Annotated in this window: 20 protein-coding genes and 1 pseudogene; 6 read left to right on the top strand and 15 right to left on the bottom strand. The window is 67.2% G+C overall.

What is annotated here, in order from left to right:
* Positions 1-53 precede the first annotated feature (53 nt).
* The 8 genes from NV2_RS28490 to NV2_RS28525 form a co-directional block, all read right to left on the bottom strand.
* Positions 54-464 carry a hypothetical protein gene (locus NV2_RS28490; RefSeq protein WP_067881321.1) on the bottom strand — a complete coding sequence of 137 codons (411 nt, stop codon included), beginning with the start codon at positions 462-464 and terminating at the stop codon, positions 54-56.
* 226 nt (positions 465-690) lie between these two features.
* Entirely contained in the window at positions 691-2,109 is a 1,419-nt protein-coding gene (locus NV2_RS28495) for an FAD-dependent monooxygenase (RefSeq protein WP_067881324.1), read from the bottom strand.
* A 34-nt stretch (positions 2,110-2,143) separates the two neighbouring features.
* On the bottom strand, positions 2,144-2,653 hold the full coding sequence (locus tag NV2_RS32875; RefSeq protein ID WP_067881327.1) for a tetratricopeptide repeat protein: 510 nt from the start codon (positions 2,651-2,653) through the stop codon (positions 2,144-2,146).
* Entirely contained in the window at positions 2,643-3,005 is a 363-nt protein-coding gene (locus NV2_RS32880; RefSeq protein WP_067881330.1) for a sigma factor, read from the bottom strand. Before NV2_RS32880 ends, NV2_RS32875 begins: the two co-directional genes overlap by 11 nt.
* 170 nt (positions 3,006-3,175) lie before the next feature.
* Positions 3,176-4,012, bottom strand: a complete 837-nt coding sequence (locus tag NV2_RS28510; protein WP_067881332.1) for a DUF1684 domain-containing protein — start codon at positions 4,010-4,012, stop codon at positions 3,176-3,178.
* A 137-nt stretch (positions 4,013-4,149) separates the two neighbouring features.
* The gene (locus tag NV2_RS28515) at positions 4,150-4,386 is read right to left on the bottom strand and encodes a ferredoxin (protein WP_307613585.1); all 237 of its coding nucleotides are present in this window, start codon (positions 4,384-4,386) and stop codon (positions 4,150-4,152) included.
* Positions 4,383-5,603: a cytochrome P450 gene (locus tag NV2_RS28520; RefSeq protein WP_067881335.1), complete on the bottom strand. Its 1,221-nt coding sequence runs from the start codon at positions 5,601-5,603 to the stop codon at positions 4,383-4,385. Before NV2_RS28520 ends, NV2_RS28515 begins: the two co-directional genes overlap by 4 nt.
* Positions 5,604-5,701: 98 nt before the next feature.
* Entirely contained in the window at positions 5,702-6,316 is a 615-nt protein-coding gene (locus tag NV2_RS28525) for a TetR/AcrR family transcriptional regulator (protein WP_067881338.1), read from the bottom strand.
* A 115-nt stretch (positions 6,317-6,431) separates the two neighbouring features.
* Between NV2_RS28525 and NV2_RS28530 the strand changes: the two genes are divergently transcribed.
* The 3 genes and pseudogenes from NV2_RS28530 to NV2_RS28535 all read left to right on the top strand — a co-directional run bounded on the left by NV2_RS28530 (position 6,432) and on the right by NV2_RS28535 (position 9,061).
* Complete coding sequence (locus NV2_RS28530; protein ID WP_067881341.1) at positions 6,432-7,019, top strand: TetR/AcrR family transcriptional regulator; 588 nt, start codon at positions 6,432-6,434, stop codon at positions 7,017-7,019.
* A 226-nt stretch (positions 7,020-7,245) separates the two neighbouring features.
* Positions 7,246-7,533 (top strand): annotated as a pseudogene (locus NV2_RS32510) (hypothetical protein); the annotation flags it as partial.
* Between the two features lies 1 nt (position 7,534).
* Complete coding sequence (locus NV2_RS28535) at positions 7,535-9,061, top strand: flavin-containing monooxygenase (RefSeq protein WP_210749842.1); 1,527 nt, start codon at positions 7,535-7,537, stop codon at positions 9,059-9,061.
* 12 nt (positions 9,062-9,073) lie between these two features.
* Here the strand turns inward: NV2_RS28535 and NV2_RS28540 are convergent, their stop codons facing one another.
* From NV2_RS28540 to NV2_RS31170, 4 genes are read right to left on the bottom strand one after another with little or no spacing between them, the layout of a single operon-like run.
* Positions 9,074-9,697 carry an NAD(P)-dependent oxidoreductase gene (locus NV2_RS28540; protein WP_067881343.1) on the bottom strand — a complete coding sequence of 208 codons (624 nt, stop codon included), beginning with the start codon at positions 9,695-9,697 and terminating at the stop codon, positions 9,074-9,076.
* Positions 9,694-10,140, bottom strand: a complete 447-nt coding sequence (locus tag NV2_RS28545) for an SgcJ/EcaC family oxidoreductase (RefSeq protein WP_067881346.1) — start codon at positions 10,138-10,140, stop codon at positions 9,694-9,696. Before NV2_RS28545 ends, NV2_RS28540 begins: the two co-directional genes overlap by 4 nt.
* 10 nt (positions 10,141-10,150) lie before the next feature.
* Entirely contained in the window at positions 10,151-10,870 is a 720-nt protein-coding gene (locus NV2_RS28550; protein WP_067881349.1) for an SDR family NAD(P)-dependent oxidoreductase, read from the bottom strand.
* Positions 10,867-11,514, bottom strand: coding sequence for an SgcJ/EcaC family oxidoreductase (locus NV2_RS31170; protein ID WP_157103135.1), 648 nt, complete (start codon positions 11,512-11,514; stop codon positions 10,867-10,869). Before NV2_RS31170 ends, NV2_RS28550 begins: the two co-directional genes overlap by 4 nt.
* A 97-nt stretch (positions 11,515-11,611) precedes the next feature.
* Here NV2_RS31170 and NV2_RS28560 point away from each other — a divergent pair, with 97 nt between their 5' ends.
* The 3 genes from NV2_RS28560 to NV2_RS28570 all read left to right on the top strand — a co-directional run bounded on the left by NV2_RS28560 (position 11,612) and on the right by NV2_RS28570 (position 13,535).
* The gene (locus tag NV2_RS28560) at positions 11,612-12,079 is read left to right on the top strand and encodes a MarR family winged helix-turn-helix transcriptional regulator (RefSeq protein ID WP_067881352.1); all 468 of its coding nucleotides are present in this window, start codon (positions 11,612-11,614) and stop codon (positions 12,077-12,079) included.
* A 101-nt stretch (positions 12,080-12,180) separates the two neighbouring features.
* Positions 12,181-13,119, top strand: a complete 939-nt coding sequence (locus tag NV2_RS28565; RefSeq protein ID WP_245662818.1) for an alpha/beta fold hydrolase — start codon at positions 12,181-12,183, stop codon at positions 13,117-13,119.
* Entirely contained in the window at positions 13,116-13,535 is a 420-nt protein-coding gene (locus NV2_RS28570; RefSeq protein WP_067881355.1) for an ester cyclase, read from the top strand. The genes NV2_RS28565 and NV2_RS28570 overlap by 4 nt, the downstream gene beginning before the upstream one ends.
* 60 nt (positions 13,536-13,595) lie before the next feature.
* Here NV2_RS28570 and NV2_RS28575 read toward each other — a convergent pair whose 3' ends face one another.
* The 3 genes from NV2_RS28575 to NV2_RS28585 all read right to left on the bottom strand — a co-directional run bounded on the left by NV2_RS28575 (position 13,596) and on the right by NV2_RS28585 (position 15,885).
* Positions 13,596-13,937 (bottom strand): hypothetical protein, encoded by a 342-nt coding sequence (locus tag NV2_RS28575; RefSeq protein ID WP_210749841.1) that lies wholly within the window; start codon positions 13,935-13,937, stop codon positions 13,596-13,598.
* A gap of 151 nt (positions 13,938-14,088) precedes the next feature.
* Entirely contained in the window at positions 14,089-15,093 is a 1,005-nt protein-coding gene (locus tag NV2_RS28580; protein ID WP_067881359.1) for a TIGR03617 family F420-dependent LLM class oxidoreductase, read from the bottom strand.
* A 99-nt stretch (positions 15,094-15,192) separates the two neighbouring features.
* Complete coding sequence (locus tag NV2_RS28585; RefSeq protein ID WP_067881362.1) at positions 15,193-15,885, bottom strand: GbsR/MarR family transcriptional regulator; 693 nt, start codon at positions 15,883-15,885, stop codon at positions 15,193-15,195.
* Positions 15,886-15,914 lie beyond the last annotated feature (29 nt).

The raw sequence follows: 15,914 nt of genomic DNA on the forward strand, positions 1-15,914 counted from the left end.
CCGCAGCCCCGAGCCCGGACAGGCGATCCGGGCCGGGGCACCCACCGGGCCTCCTATCCGAGCGTGAAAACGTTGGCCTTCCCGGACACCACGATGTCGCCCGCGTCGACCAGTGCCGCACGCACCTGCACGGTGTGCCCCTGGGACAGCTGCGCGGGTGAACCGTCGGTTCCAGCCAGAATGACGACCGTATTCCGGGGCCGGCCGTCGCAGGTGATATCCGTTTGCGCGCCGGTCGCCGCAGGGGCGTCGGCATCGGGAGCACCGGCCATCACCTTGACTGCGACCGCCCCGGAATCGGCGTCACAGGTGTAGTCGACGCCGACATTCGCAGGACCCACCCCCTTGATGTCGATGGTGTTGTCGGCGAGCACCGGTGCGGCGGTCGCGACCGCGGCGAGTGTGAGTGCCGCCAGAGCGGTGGTCACGAACGCGGGGCGGCGGTAGTTGTGGCCGGTCAGCATCGAAGTTCGTCCTCCTGGCTCGTCGGATACGGGCGGATGTAACGAATCGGTCGGGCTCCCTATCGCGGTCGAGAGCTCATGTGTCTCGGTCGAGTGAATACCCGAACACCTGAGACCAAACCCCACCCCGGCACTGGCCTGCCGTACGTCGTACCAGGTGAGTCGGTGCCGGTCACTGCCGGTGTGTACCGCTGTGGGTCCGCGCTCCAGCCGACTCCGCGGCGAATCAGCCGCCGGGCCGGCCGAACCAGCGGGCGAGGTGATCGTCGAGATCCCGCTGCTGCTCACCGATCCAGCAGATGTGACCGTCGGGGCGGAGCAGCAGCGCCGGAACATCCAGTGCCACAGTGCTGTCCGCAATCAGATCTACCCGATCCGACCAGCCTGCGACGGTGAGAGCTCCGGTGCGGTCCAGGATCAGACCACGGCCCCGGTACATTCGCTCGTAGAGCGTTCCCTGCCGCAGGTCGAGGTCGGCCAGCCGGCGGCCGAGCAGGTCGGGACCGTCGCCGAAGTCGTAGCGGATGTCGATCGCGGTGATCTTCCCGATCAGATACCGGTTCACCCGATCGAATTCCATCAGTTCGGTGAGAAGTCGGCGCACGGCCTGCGCGCCGGGCTCGGTCGAATGCAACTCCATCTGGGCTCGAGTGTTGTCCAGGACATCCGCGGCGACCGGACGGCGTTCGGCCTCGTAGGTGTCCAACAGAGTCCCCGGCGCCCAGCCCTGCACCTGGGCGGCCAGCTTCCAGCCGAGGTTGACCGCATCCTGGATACCGAGGTTCAGACCCTGACCACCGGCGGGCGGATGAATGTGTGCGGCATCCCCGGCCAGCAGGACCCGCCCGATCCGGTACTGCTCGGCCAATCGGGTGGCATCGCCGAAACGGGACAGCCACCGCGGCGAGTGCACGCCGAAGTCGGTGCCGGCGGTGGTACGCAGCCGGTGCGCGAACTCCTCGAGCGTGGGCGCGGGCGCATGCTCCACGACTTTTCCGGTGGGAACCACGACACGATAGATACCTTCGCCGACCGGCCCGAGCATGAAACGCTTGTCGGTCTCGCGGATCTCGGCGACCCTGGCGGCGATCTCCTCCTGGGGCACACCGACTTCCATCTCCCCCATCAGTGTCTCGGTCCGGGCGGGCTCGCCGGGAAAGCCGACGCCGAGCAGGGACCGCACGGTGCTGCGCGCACCGTCACAACCGATGAGATACCGGGTGCGCAGCTGCTCCCCGTCGCGCAGTTCGACGGTGACACCGTCGTCGTCCTGCTCGAAACCTGTGACCGCACAACCGCGCCGGATCTGCGCGCCCAGTTCCCGAGCGTGGTCTTCGAGGATTCGAACCACCACCGGCTGCGGAATACCGAGCAGGTAGGCCGACTCGAGGCCGGGGGGCGCGGGTGTGGCGATACCGGCGAAGATCCCGCCGACCGGTCGCCGCCTGCCGTGCTCGAGGAGTCGGTCCAGCAGTCCGCGCATGGCCATCAGTTCGAGGCTGCGCGTGTGCAGACTGACGATGCGCGCGAGCGACACCGGCGCAGTCTCGCCCTCCAGCACAAGCACCCGCATCTCGTGCAGCCGCAGTTCGGCGGCCAGCATCGCACCGGTCGGCCCGCATCCGGCAATGATCACATCGAACATGAACCACCCGTTTCGCCCGGTTTTCTTCGCTCTCCTACCGGCACACGTGATCGCACATTTTCGCAGGTCTCGGCACCGGCGGACCATTCTGCGGCACACCTGTTCGTGCCGCAAGCAGATAAATGTCCGCCCGAGTCAGCCGAGGTCCGACCGGCGGCGGTCGAGGAACCGGCGCTTCCGGTTCGGTGGCAGCCAGCGCGAGTGCGCGCGTGTAGGCCTCCCGCGCTTCGGTGGTGCGGCCGAGGCGACGCAGCAGTTCGGCACGCGTGGAATGCAGGTAACGGTAGCCGCCGAGGTCGAGCGAGTCGACAAGTTCGAGGGCCCGCCCGGGTGCTCCCGACTCCGCGATCGCGACCGCGCGACTGAGCGTGACCACCGGCGAACCGGTGCGATGTTCGAGCATCGCGTAGAGCAACTCGACCTCGTGCCAGTCGATGTCCGCGTCGGCCTGCAGCGACGCGATCGCCGCTTGCAGCACGTACTGGCCGCCGTCCGGCCGCAGCGCGAGTGCCCGGTCGAGGACGCGGCGCCCGTCAGCGATCATGTCCTGGTCGTGCCGGGAGCGGCGCCACCTGCGCTTCGGTCGCCAGGGCCGGATGGCAGCAGGTGAAGATCAGCTCCAGCCGTTCGTCGGCGATCGTGGTGTCGTCCAGATCGATGTCGTCCATGTGCGAGACCATCCGATCGTGGCCGAGCGTCCGATACTTGTCGGCGAGGGTCCGCTCGCGGCGCAGCCGGTCGATAGCGCGGTGGCGGCCCGTGGTCACCAGCCAGGCGACGGGATGTCGTGGCACCCCGTCGCGGGGCCACCGCTCGGCCGCGACCGCGAACGCCTCCTGCGCGCCTCCCTCGGCGAGATCGAAATCGCCGAGGAAGCCGACGAGCGAGGCCAGCACCCGTCCCCACTCACGCCGGAAGACGTCCTCGATCAGAACGCGTCCTCGGTCGGGATATCTACCCGTGGCCGGGTCTCGACCGCGCCGCCCAGCCGGATTGCAGGGACGCGAGACCCGCGAAGGGACAGCTGCTGAAAAACTTTCTTCGGCCCGTTGCGGCGGCGTGCCGATCAGCGCACAGCTGATCCCCGGCGCTCGTAGGGGAGCTTCTCCCCTGCCTCGACCGCGATCGGCAGCCGGTTCTCCGCCGGTGGCAGCGGGCAGGTCGCCAGGTCGGTGTAGGCGCAGGGCAGATTCACCGCACGATTGAAGTCGAGCACCACTGCGCCGTCGTCGGCCGGAGCCGCGACCTGCACCACCCGGTTCGCCGCGTAGGTGGTGATCCCGGAGGTCGCGTCGGTGAACAACACCGACAGGGTGCCGGGGGCCTTGCCGGGAAATGCGGTCAGCCGCAGTGCCCGGCCCTCGACCTCGAACTCGATCCGCCCCGTCGCGTCGTAGATGTGCTCGAGGCCTTCCACGGTCGCCCCGACCGTCGTCGGACGCGGCTCGTCGAACGGCACGTAGCGTCCGGCAACCACCCACTTCGGGTCCGGCGCGAACGTGGGGGTGCCGTGAAAGTTGGTACGCAGCGGCGTATTCGGATGCCGCGGACGTACGATATCGTTCCCGCCACGCCTGGCGACCTCGATCACCGCCTCTCCCCAGACGGCGTTCACACCACCACGTTCGGCAATGGCGCCGAACCCGTACCGGCCCCGCACCGGCGCACCGTCGATGGTCAGCTGCTCCCCCTCGTCGAGCACCACCACCACCCCCTCGGGGCCCGTCGACCACACACCGGGCGCGTCGTCGAACCGTTCCGGAGTGTCGGTGAGCCAGTGCAGGCTCGTGATGGCGAGAAACCCGTGCGGATCGGACAAGTGCGCCTCCTGGCCCCGGTGCCACCGCTCCCACTCCGTGGTGAAACTATCCGCTGCGTCGGCCGACGTTCCCTGTGCTGCCATACCTTCGATTGAATCCGGTGCCCCGGAGGGTGAACAGGGTTCGACTCAGCCCGAACACAATGTAGCGCTGCGCTGCCGGCGTCCGGGCCGTCTCGGTCGACATCCGGAAACGGCCCGGAACACCCTGTTCGGTGTGACTACTGTGCCAGCCGGATCGCGCCGGCCGGGCAGAGCGCCGCCGACTCCTCCACGACCTCGCGCTGGTCGGCACCGGGCCGCTCCTGGACGAGCGTCACGATGCCGTTGTCGTCTTGATCGAAGACATCGGGCGCGGTCAGGACGCACTGTCCCGATCCGACACACATGGGCCGGTCGACTTCCACGTGCACGGGCTTCTCCTTTCCGGTGATGATGCCGACTGCCGCGCTGCTCACCAGCGGACGGGTACCCGATCGACCCCGCCGGTGACGCTGTGGGTCCGCAGTTCCAGTTCCTCCACGTCGACGGCCAGGCGCAGGCCGGGAAAGCGCCGGAACAGCGCGGGGAACACGGTGCGCAACTCGGTCCGCGCCAGGCTGGCACCGATACACACGTGCATGCCGTGCCCGAAAGCCACGTGCGCGTTCGGCTTTCGGTCGGTGCGGAACTCCAACGGGTCGGCGAACACCGACTCGTCGCGATTGGCGGAATCGGCATTGAGCAGCACCAGTTCGCCCGCCGCAATGGTGATCCCGCCGATCTCGACATCCTCCCGCGCATACCGCAGCAGACCCGGGCTGACCGACGGTGCTGCCAGGCGCAGGATCTCCTCCACCGTGGGCTGCACCCGCCTCTCGGGATCGGCGGCGAACTCCGCCCGGCGCGCCTCGTCGGACAGCAACCACATCGTGCCGAAACTGATTCGGCCGGAAGTAGTTTCGTGTCCGGCGAACAACAGTCCGGCGGCCAGGTCGGCCACATCGTCGTCGGTGAAGGTGGGATCCTCCTCCTGCATGGCGACGACGTCGGAGATCACGTCCGCAGCCGGTGTCGCGCGTTTGATCGCGGCCAGCCCGGCGCAGTACTGCTCGAGTTCGGCCCGTGCCGCCGCGGCGTCGGCACCGTCGTACATATTCGTCATCCGCTTGGAGATATCGCCGAACAGCTGGCGATCCTCCGGCGGCACCCCGAGCAGTTCGCTGATCACCAAGGCGGGCAAGGGAAACGACAGCACCTTGTCCAAGTCCACCGGCTCGCCCGGGTCGGCGTCGTGCTGCGCCTGCATATCGTCGAGACACTGTGCGGTCAGTTCCTGAATCCGCTCGGTGAGCTGCGCCATCCGCCGCGCGGAGAAGGCAGGGACCAGCATCTTGCGCATGCGCTGGTGATCGTGCTGCTCGGTGTTGTAATCGCCGCGGGGACCACCCGCGACCGCGGCCTGCGACACCCTGGCCGCCTTCTCCGGCTCGGGATGTCTGCGCCCGAAGCGCGGGTCACCCAGGATCTGCTTGACCTCCGCGTATCCCACTGCCAACCAGGCCGGATCACCGGCCGGACTCGTCACCCGGACCACCGGCGCCTGCTGTCGCAACTGTGCGTAACGCGGCGCGACCTCCAGGGTGCTGGGACGGCTGAACGGCAACCGCGGAGCAGAATCGACGATAGTGGTCATGAAATCTCCCTCGCTATCAGTGGTTACACTTCTCATTTCGCATCACTGCACGGCAGAGCCGTGCAGCGCCGACCGAGCCCGATACTCCAGCTGTCAGGTCAGCCGGGAATTCTGTTGCCCGCCTGCGGGATTCCGTCCCGCAGCTGTGCGAGGGCGGCGCGGACCACATCGGGCAGGTCGGTCGAGCCATCGCTCGCGGACCACACTTCCAGGGAAATTCGCACCGTCATCCCGGCCGCGGCGGCGAGCAACCGGGTGGTCAGGTCCCGCTGGGGATCGGTACCCATGCGCTCGGCCACGGCCTGGGTCAGCTGCCACGAACTGCGATCCATCGAGGCCAGATGCGCGGCCAGGATCGACGGATTCTCACGACCGGCCCGCAGCAATGTCGCCACATCGTCGCGACTGCTCACCATGGTCGCGACGATGTCGGGAAGTACCGCGGCAAGCACATCCCACACCGGCTCGGCCGGCGGCCGCGACCGCACCGCGTCGGCCATCGATTCGGCGTGCCGCATCGTCGCCTCGACGATGGCCTCCTCGACGGAAAAGAAGTAGTTGCGGAAGGTCCGCCCGGACACACCGACGATCTCGGCCACCCGCTCCGGGCTGACCGCCTTCAACCCCTGCTCCAGCATCAGCGACCAGGCGGCCTGACTCAGCGCCGCACGAGTCTCCTGCTTCTTCCGCTCCCTCAACCCCTGCGACGCCATGCCTTCATGATCAACTAAAACTTCCAATCCGGCAATATTTCAGGAATAGAAATTTTTGCGAGGGCGCAAGGAGCACGGTCGTTCCACCTCTCGTCGGCCGGTATCCTCCAACCTCATGCAGCCGCCGACAGCCGACGGGAGAAGACCCCCGAATGCCGGGCGGAAGGTGACTACCCGCAACCGGGATGCGTTGATCGCGGCAGCACGAGAGACGTACGCGGAGCACGGGTTGGACGTTCCCTTGTCCGCCATCGCCCGCCGCGCCGGGGTGGGTCAGGGCGTGCTGTATCGGAACTTTCCCGACCGCGCATCGGTCACGAATGCGGTGCTCGAGGACAACGTCCGGCAGATCGAACGAGCCGCCGCGGACGCGGATATGGGTTTCGTCGACATTCTCGGTGTACTCACCTGGCATCTGACGGAGTCGGCCGCGTTCATCGATCTCATGCATCTCGATATCGCGATCGGGCGATCCACCGTTCGCGCGCACGCCCGGACCCTTGCGGAGCGCGTCGAGTGCGCCTTGAAACAGCGTTTGCCCGAAGGGCATCGGCTCGGTTCGGTGAGCGATCTCATGCTCGCCTCCGCCATGGTCTCCGGCGCCGTCAGCGGTGCCGACCGCGCCGAGCGGGAACGCCGGGCATCGGCGGCGTGGCGACTGCTCGGGGTCGACATCGGGCCGGTGCGGCCGTTCCACGACTGAGCGCGGGCCGGACGGCCGCCGGTCTGCCGAACGCCGCGGCACCACGCGCACCCACACCTCGGACAGAGTCCACCAGAATCCACGCACACACGTACGCGCGCGAAAGCGACTGGTGCAGTGGATAGTTCATGGCGGCACCACCCGGACAGTGTTGTCCGGGTGCTGTTACCGTGGGTGTCGGCCGCCCGTCTCGTGGGCGTCGATGGATTGGAGTGAGCCCCTCACAATGACGATCACGCATGCGTGGACTTCGGACGACCTTGCCGCCCTGCGCCGGCGCTACCGACTCGAGCGTGAGCGACGGGTTCGGCCCGACGGTGCCGCCCAATACCGTGACACCGAAGCAGAATTCGGCTACTACGCCGCCGATCCGTACGTGGGGGCGGTTGCCGAGCGGGAGCTGTTGGCCGACACCGTCGATGTGGCCGTGGTCGGTGGTGGTTTCGGCGGCATCCTCGCCGGAGCGCGGCTGCGGCAGCACGGGGTGCAGCGCCTCCGGATCGTCGAGAAGGGCGGTGATTTCGGGGGCACCTGGTACTGGAATCGCTATCCGGGAAATCCACTGCGATATCGACTCCCACGTCTACCTGCCGCTGCTCGACGAGACCGGGTACGTCCCGGAATGGAAGTACTCCCCCGGCGAGGAGATCCGCTGCCATGCCGTGCGCATCGCGCAGCAGTTCGAGTTGTATCCGGATGCCCTGTTCTCGACCTCGGTCACCGCACTCGCCTGGGACGATCCCTCCGAGACCTGGATCGTAACCACGGATCGCGGTGACGCCTTCCATGCCCGATACGTCGTCACCGCCACCGGCACCCTGTCGGATCCGAAGCTGCCCGGGATCCCCGGTATCGAATCCTTTCGGGGCCATACCTTTCACACCTCGCGGTGGGACTACACCTACACCGGTGGCACGCCCGACGGCGGCATGACCGGCCTCGCCGACAAGCGCGTCGGTGTCGTCGGCACCGGCGCTACGGGCGTCCAGGTGATCCCGATGCTGGCCCGGGACGCACAGCATGTCTACGTCTTCCAGCGCACACCCTCCAGCGTGGATGTGCGAGGCAACCGCCGGACCACCGCGGAGGACGTCGGCGCCGACCACAACGGCTGGGCCCGGGAACGCCGGGAAAACTTCCTGCGCATCGTTTCCGGCGAGCCGGTCGACCGGGACCTCGTGGCCGACGGCTGGACCGCCTCGGCCGGTCTGCTGGAAAAGTTGCTGCCGAGCTTCCGCCGCGACGATCCGGGCCCGGCGTTCGAAACCGCCTACGAGGCAGCCGATGCCGCGAAGATGAGTGAACTACGCCGCCGCGTCCGGCAGATCGTCACCGATCCGGAGACCGCGGACAAGCTCGAGCCCTGGTACCGGTACGCGTGCAAACGCCCGACCTTCTCCGACACGTACTACTCGGCGTTCAACCTGGACACCGTGTCCCTCGTCGATACCGCGGACACGCACGGGATCGAGCGCATCACCGAAACCGGCGTGGTCGTCGGCACCACCGAATACGAACTCGATTGTCTGATCTTCGCCACCGGATTCTCGGTCGGGGTCTCCGGCATCCACGCCGGCAGGATTCCGGTCCGCGGCCGCGGCGGCATCGGGCTGCAGCAGGTCCGAGCCGAGCACGGCCACCGTAGTCTGCACGGCTTCACCAGCAACGGATTTCCCAACCTGATCCAGATGGGAACCACGCACAACGCGAGCAGTGTCAACTTCACCCACATCCTGGATGAACAAGCCGTTCATGCCGCGGCCCTCGTCGCGGCCGCCGAGGCCCGGGAAGCGATCATCGAACCGACGCGCGCGGACGAAGACGCGTGGATCGCCACCCTTGCCGCAGACGCCCCCGATCACGAATGGTTCCACGCGGAGTGCACACCCGGCTACTACAACCGTGAGGGCGCGGGCAGGCCGAACAGCGCGAATTCCTACCCGTACGGCGCGGTCGCCTTCCACGAACTCCTGCGGCAGTGGCGCGCGGAGTCCCTCACCGACATCCTGCATACCCGGGTGACCCGATTCCAGCCGGCCTGACGGCAGCCCTGTTCAGGACGAGAAGGCCACAACCGTGCCGTAGGTGGCCGGGTCGTCGAGCACGTCGAGGAGATAGTCCGCCAGGTCCGCTCGTGAGGTGCGGGAGCCGACTCTCGTCTGCGCCCCCACCGACATTCGCGGGTGGCCCCCGGCCGGGCGATCGTCGAGCGCGGTCGGCCGCACCGCGGTCCAGCGCAGCTCGCTCTGTGCGAGTCGGCGTTCCATCTCCAGCATGTCGCGATAGATATTGCGCATGATCCGTTGCAGGACAAGGGCGAAGGACCCGATCACCAGGTTCGCGCCCACCGGCGTCGCAACTCCGGCGGAGGACAGCACGACTACCCGTCCACCGGCCGGCACGGCGTCGACGAGTGCCGCCGCGGTGTCGGAGTAGAGCGTCGTCGGTGTCGTACCCGCGGCACCCAGTGCGGAGATCACCGCATCGTGGCCGCGCAGCAGCGCCGCCATGGACTTCCGGTCGGTCGGTGCGGCGATGACCACTGTCAATCCTGGGGCGGGAGCCAGTATCCCGTCCCGCCGGACGACGGCGGTCACCCGATGCCCACGGCTCAGCGCACCGTCGACGACTCTGCGCCCGGTGCCACCGGTGGCCCCGAGTACGGCGATCACGCTCATGCGCGGACGGCCGGCCGGGAGTCGGGCTGGAACAGGAAGGAGACAGCCTCCAGCAGTGGCCTGTGCCGGGTCTTCTGCACCGCCGCGATGCGCCACTGTCCGTCGGTGTCGCGGACCACGGTGTAGGTGGCCAGTTTGCCGAGCTTCTTCGGGTGCCGCTTGGCGGACTCACCGCGCGTCGACACGATCGCGGTATCGCTGCCGTAGCGGCGGATGTCGACGATCTCGATGATGAGCCGAGTGCCCTTCAGGACGCTGTCGAACAGCGCCTGGTGGCCACGGCCGATGTCCGCACGCCCGTGATAGACGGTGCCCACGTAGGTGACGTCGATGGCATCGGCGGTGAAGCAGGCACCGTAGGCGGTGCCGTCTCCGCGTCCCCATGCGTCGGCGCTGCGCTCGATCAGAGCCCGGATCGCGGTGGTATCGGTGTGTGTGTTCATCTCTTCTCCTTCACTCGGCGAGTACGGCCAGGGCGGCCTTGCGTGGCACCAACCGCAGTGCGGTGGTGAGCAGTCGGTTGATGCGGCTGGTCAGCACTACCGGCCCTGCCCTGTCGGACAGCGCTTTCCGGGCCCGGGCAACGACCGCCGACGGTGTCTGCACCAGCCACGACGGCACTCCGTCGGCACGTTGCGAAGCGGTGCGCGTAACTCCCGGACACAGCGCCAGCACCTGCACTCCCCTGGGTTTCTGCTCGTACCAGAGGGTTTCGGAGAACGCGGTGACGAAGGCTTTGGTCGCGCAGTAGACACCCAGGCCGGGCTTCGGTGTGAACCCCAGAGTGGACGAGACATTCACCAAGGCACTCCCCGGGCCGGCGGCGGCGAGAAAGGCATGGGCGAGCACGACCACCGCGCGACAGTTGAGGTCTACTGTGGTGAGCGCCGATTCGAGCGACGCCTGGGTGAGCTCGCCGTGCGTGGCGGTTCCGGCATTGTTGACCAGCAGGGTGTAGTCACCACCGCGCAGCAGTTCCGCCGTGGCCGCCAGCCCCTCGGCGGCGGTGAGATCCGCTACGAGACAGTCGTGGCCGGGCCCGAGCTCGACCATCAGGGCATCGAGTGCCTCGGCGCCGCGCGCCACTGCGGTCACCGCATACCCTTGCGCGGCAAGCGTTGTCGCGAATGCGCGACCGATACCGGAACTCGCTCCGGTGACCAGCGCTTTCACTGCTCGGCCTCGGGCTTGGTGGCGCTGTCGTAGAGGAAGGAGAACCGCTCCATGACCCGCTGACGCTGGGTGTTGTGGAAGGCAGCGATCTTCCACTCACCGTCCCGCTCCTTGACCATGGTGTAGGTCTGAGTCTTGGACAGCTCCTGCGGGCGATCACCCTCGTAGCGGTCGCCGCGGGTGGTGACGATGGCGACGTCACCACCGAAGAAGCGAATGCCGAGGTAGGAATCGGTGAGCTTACTTCCCTTCACGAATCCGTCGAACAGGGCGCGATGCGCCTCGGTGATGTCGTGCCGACCCACGTAGTGGGTGCCGACGAACGTGGTGTAAGTGCCGTTCTCGGTGAAGGTTTCACCGTAGGCATCGGCATCCCCACGGCCCCACGCCGCGGTCGCCTCGGCCAACGTGTCGCATACGCCCTGCAGGTCATCGGCGGTGCCACCGTCCGGGGTGACGCTCGTGCACTCGTCGATACCCACGTTCCGGACGTCCGAGGTCCGATCGAGCCATACATACCCTCCGGCCGCCGCGACACCCAGTGCGACGACGGTCGCACCCAGCACCTTGACGACGGTGCGCCGGCGATTCCTGACGGCCGGGACGACTTCGGTAGGGGCGACCGGATCGATGTCGGTACTCATGGCGAAAACCCTTCTCATGATATTCTCTTCTTAGGAGATGTATCTGCGTTGAAGATTTCTCTTCGTTGACGAAGAGATTACGAAGAAAGGTGAGATCTTGTCAACAGGCAGCCAGGAAAACGATCCGGGCCAGGTCTTTCGCCGCTACCTGAGTTCCGTCGTGCTGCACGCTCAGGCGGGCGCCAAGGCCGTCGGCCTGGGCGCCACGGACCTGTACGCGCTCAATGTGCTGGAACTGAGCGGAGCGCTGACCCCGGGTGAGCTCGGGACCAGAACCGGCCTGACCACCGGCCCCACCACACGTCTCATCGACCGCCTGGAACAGGCAGGCTACGTACAGCGCACCGCCGACCCCGGCGACCGGCGCAAGGTCATCGTCGAGCCGGTAGCCAAACCCGCCGACCTGGACCGCGTACTCACCCCGGCCCGCCGCAAGATCGGCGAGATCATCGAGAGCTACACCCCCGAACAGCGCGAATTCCTCTTCGACTACTTCGACCGCGCCGCCACGGCGTTCCAGGACTCGGCGGAGGAAATCGGTGCGGCGCAGGCGCAGGGAAACTAGCTCAGCGGTGACGATCCAGCACCCGCCGCAACAATGGATGCCGGGTGCACCGTGGACAGGTCGTGCTGGAACCAGTGACGTGCGAACGAAAGGTGAAGATCTTGACCTGGGAGCTGCCGGAATCGATAGAGGTCGACGGAGGCGCGGTGCGCTGGGCCCGGCTGGGAAGCGGGCAGCGGTCGGTGGTGCTCGTACACGGCACGCCGTACTCCTCGTTCCTCTGGCGGGAGATCGCGCCCGCCCTGGCAGAGCGGCACACCGTCTACGTCTTCGATCACCTCGGCTACGGCCGGTCCGAGCAGGCCGAGGGCCAGGATCTGACCCTGGCCGCGCAGGCCCGACGATTCACCGGACTGCTGCACTACTGGGGACTCGACACCGCCGACTCCGTTCCGACGGTGATCGCCAACGATATCGGCGGGGCGATCGCATTGCGCGCCCTCCTGCTCGAAGGCGCCCGCTACCGCGACATGACCCTGTTCGACTGCGTCAGCGGCGGGCAGTGGGAACGTGGGCTCTTCGCCCTGATGCGCGCCCACCACGAGGTCTTCGAGCAGCTGCCCGGCTATGCCCACGAAGCCCTGGTCGCCGCCCACCTGCGCAACGCAACCCACGTCGGCTTCCGCCCCGGAGTGCAACAGGCATTCCTGCGCCCCTGGCTCGGGTCGGCAGGCCAAGCCGCCTACTACCGGCAATACCGTCAACTGGCGCAGGTCGACACCGAACCGTACGAGCCGTTGCTGTCGGAAATAGATATTCCGGTCCAGCTGCTGTGGGGTCGCGAGGATCGCATCCTCCCTCCGGAGGCACTGGTTGCACGAACGCATTCCGCACGCCCGGATGCACTGGATCGACGATGCCGGCCACCTCCTGCAGGAGGACGCTCCTGCCCAGCTGCTGGCTCACCTGCTCCGCTGACCTGCGCGGCTTCTCGGATCACGGCGGCTGCCGGGCCACAGCGGACGTACGCGCCGCGTGATCGGTGTGTTCCCTTTTATCCAAGACATCCCCGTGCCGATACGGCACCGTGTGCAGCATGACCGATGACGACATCGCACAGCAGGAGAAACTCTACCGTCGCTGGCTCTTCGATCTGTGGTATGGAAATTTCGCTGTCGCCGAGGAGATCTTCACCCCCGATTTCGTCGGTCATTGGCCGTCACGCGAGGTCCACGGGCCGCAGGCGGCCGCAGATCAGATTCGCCAGTCGCGCGCCTTGTTCTCCGAGATCGAAAACACACTCGACGTCGGGCCAATCATTGCCTCCGGTCTGTGTGCGGCGCGTTGGACCTTTCACGGTTCCTACCTGGGCGGCATACCCGGCGCGACCGCCACGCCGGGCACCCGGATCTCGTTCAGCGGCCACGACATCTTCCGGGTCGAGAACGGCCGGTTCGCCGAGTACTGGGTGATATCGGACAGCACGGGCATGATGCAGCAGCTCGGTGCAGTCTGAACGTATCCGCCGCACCCGCCCCACGACGGGGCGCGCCGCTCGCCGTGCTCGCTGTTCAGCTCAGTCGACCGGGCGTGAAAGCCATTCCCCGTCGAGCATCACTGTTCGTCCTGCGAACTCGTGGAATCCGTTCCACACCTGGATTCGTCGAGGACGCAGCCGGATGTAGATGTAGCCCGGCAGCTGTCGCGGGTCGTGCGAGACGGCGGCGAAGCGGTCGGCAAGGTCCGCCACGACCTCGTTTACCGATATCAGACCGTCGAGCGTGGCATCGACCATCACCACGTCGGAGGTAGTGCCCACAGCGACGCGAGCCCGACCGCTGCCGCGAAGGTTTCGAACCGTCTTGCTGTTCGCACCGGTGGCGGTGACGATGGCGGCGCCGTCCTCGACGAATGCCACCGGGATGAGATGGGGGGCCGTCGTGTGCGCCGGTAGACAGCCACATCTGATATTCCTGCTGCAGCCGATGGCGCGCAGCAGCTACGCGTTCGTCATGAGAACGGGGAGTCGGCATGGAGATCCTTCCTTTCCGGGACCGGGCACGAGGGCGTCACCGGACAGATCGAAGGTCGTCGCACATCCTCCGAAACTCTTCGTCGTCGGCAGCGTCCTGCGGCACCGCCAAGGCGATGCCGTCGCAGAGGTTCGCGTACAGCGCGGTCAGTACTGCGGGCAACTCGGCGTATACGCATTGTGTGACAAGGGCATCCAGTACCGGATCGGTGAGGACGCCGGCCAGGCCGGCCCAGTCGCCGGAGCGTGCCATGGCGGTCAGCCGCTCCCCCACCTCGGTGAACCCCAACACGTCCAGCGCGATGCGGTAGGCGGGTGTGGAGTACAGAAACGCCAGCTCTTCGCGCACCGACTCACGTGCGGACGCGACCACGGTCGCGTCCCGGCCGGTAATCACCTTCGGCACCGCGATGACCCGAGGTTTCCGGCCGCCGGCCTCGAGCGCCGGAACGATCTTCTCCGCGAGGACCTTCGGGTGCGAGCAGGTGGGGTGGGCGACGAACCCGTCCGCAACCTCACCTGCGAGCGCGCACATCCGCGCATTCACCCCACCGGTCCAGATCTCGGGCGCCGCGGCCTCGATCGGTCCCGGGTTGAAATACGGCTGCAACCGGTTGAGTGTGTAGTGCGTTCCCTCGTAGTCGAGCGCGTCGCCGGTGCGGAACGCCTCGAACACGGCACGTACCGCACGAACGTAATCCCGCAGTTGCGCAACGGGATCCGTCCACGGCATCGAATATCGCCCGACAATGTTTCCGCGCACCTGGGTCGCCAGCCCCAGCTGGAATCGACCTCCGGAGAAGTCCGCCAGATCCCAGGCCGACAACGCGGTCAGCATGGGGCTGCGCGCGAACGCCACCACCATCGACGTCCGAACGGTGAGCGTGGAACTGTGCTCGACAGCCAGTGCCGCCACCGCGAAGGGGTCCCGGACCGTCTCGGAGATGTGCACCGTGTCGAATCCGAGGGCTTCGATGCGCCGCACCCGTTCCGGCACCAGCCGCAGCGGGGTGTCGGCAGGCAGCGATGTCACTAGTTCCATGGCGCTCCAACCACTCCGTCCCTGTCACCTGTCCGAGCACGAACTCCCACTATGCACGGATCCGCGGCGTGATGTGGCTCAGCCCGGCTCGGGAGGCCCTCAGGCATCGCGTTCATCGAGCACTCGACGCCAGCGCTGCACACTGGCGAGCATGTCGTTGCGGACATACTCGAGGAATTCGCCCATAGCCTCGAAACGCGGGCCGGCGGGGCGCGCGGCGAAGACGGCCGCGCCTCGGTGTGCTGCGACGACGAGGGTTGCCATCTGCTCCGCGCTGGCCAAAGTGGCTCGCACCCAAGGATCGTCGCCGATACGGTAGGTGTCGTGGCGCGTGCCGGGTAGCCGCTCCCGACGCAGCAGCCCCTGCGCCTCCAAGGCAGTAACGGAGGCGGATATGGTCGCCGGACTCACTCCGAGGTGTCGAACCAGTTCCGCGGCAGTGACCGCAGCGGTGTCACTGGAGTAGAGGGCAACCATGACGCGCGCGGCGGTGGGCGACAGCCCAGTCGTAGCGATTGTTGCCGCGAAATCATCGAGGAAATCCGACAGCGGACCGTCGGTGGCCGGTTCGGAACCGACGGTATTGCGTACACGACGCCGAGCCCGTCGTTCGGTGGCTCGCTGGGCGCGGCGTGCGTTGTACCGGCAGGGGCCGCCGTTACGCTGCACCTCCCGGCTGACAGTCGAGGTGGGGCGGGACAACTGCCGGGCAATTTCGGCGTACCCGATGCCCTGGGACAGGGCTTCGGCGATGTGGTCACGATCGAATGCGGTCAGTCGGCCACCGGGCATACGTCCGAGTATGCATTCACTGGCAGCGT

The organism is Nocardia vermiculata NBRC 100427 (assembly GCF_001613265.1).
GTDB classification, from domain to species: Bacteria; Actinomycetota; Actinomycetes; order Mycobacteriales; family Mycobacteriaceae; genus Nocardia; species Nocardia vermiculata.

What these genes read in the sequence shown, in the direction of transcription:
- NV2_RS28490 (WP_067881321.1), bottom strand. Translation starts at nt 464, where the DNA reads ATGCTGACCGGCCACAACTACCGCCGCCCCGCGTTCGTGACCACCGCT.
- NV2_RS28495 (WP_067881324.1), bottom strand. Translation starts at nt 2,109, where the DNA reads ATGTTCGATGTGATCATTGCCGGATGCGGGCCGACCGGTGCGATGCTG.
- NV2_RS32875 (WP_067881327.1), bottom strand. Translation starts at nt 2,653, where the DNA reads ATGATCGCTGACGGGCGCCGCGTCCTCGACCGGGCACTCGCGCTGCGG.
- NV2_RS28510 (WP_067881332.1), bottom strand. Translation starts at nt 4,012, where the DNA reads ATGGCAGCACAGGGAACGTCGGCCGACGCAGCGGATAGTTTCACCACG.
- NV2_RS28520 (WP_067881335.1), bottom strand. Translation starts at nt 5,603, where the DNA reads ATGACCACTATCGTCGATTCTGCTCCGCGGTTGCCGTTCAGCCGTCCC.
- NV2_RS28525 (WP_067881338.1), bottom strand. Translation starts at nt 6,316, where the DNA reads ATGGCGTCGCAGGGGTTGAGGGAGCGGAAGAAGCAGGAGACTCGTGCG.
- NV2_RS28530 (WP_067881341.1), top strand. Translation starts at nt 6,432, where the DNA reads ATGCAGCCGCCGACAGCCGACGGGAGAAGACCCCCGAATGCCGGGCGG.
- NV2_RS28540 (WP_067881343.1), bottom strand. Translation starts at nt 9,697, where the DNA reads ATGAGCGTGATCGCCGTACTCGGGGCCACCGGTGGCACCGGGCGCAGA.
- NV2_RS28545 (WP_067881346.1), bottom strand. Translation starts at nt 10,140, where the DNA reads ATGAACACACACACCGATACCACCGCGATCCGGGCTCTGATCGAGCGC.
- NV2_RS31170 (WP_157103135.1), bottom strand. Translation starts at nt 11,514, where the DNA reads ATGAGTACCGACATCGATCCGGTCGCCCCTACCGAAGTCGTCCCGGCC.
- NV2_RS28570 (WP_067881355.1), top strand. Translation starts at nt 13,116, where the DNA reads ATGACCGATGACGACATCGCACAGCAGGAGAAACTCTACCGTCGCTGG.
- NV2_RS28580 (WP_067881359.1), bottom strand. Translation starts at nt 15,093, where the DNA reads ATGGAACTAGTGACATCGCTGCCTGCCGACACCCCGCTGCGGCTGGTG.
- NV2_RS28585 (WP_067881362.1), bottom strand. Translation starts at nt 15,885, where the DNA reads ATGCCCGGTGGCCGACTGACCGCATTCGATCGTGACCACATCGCCGAA.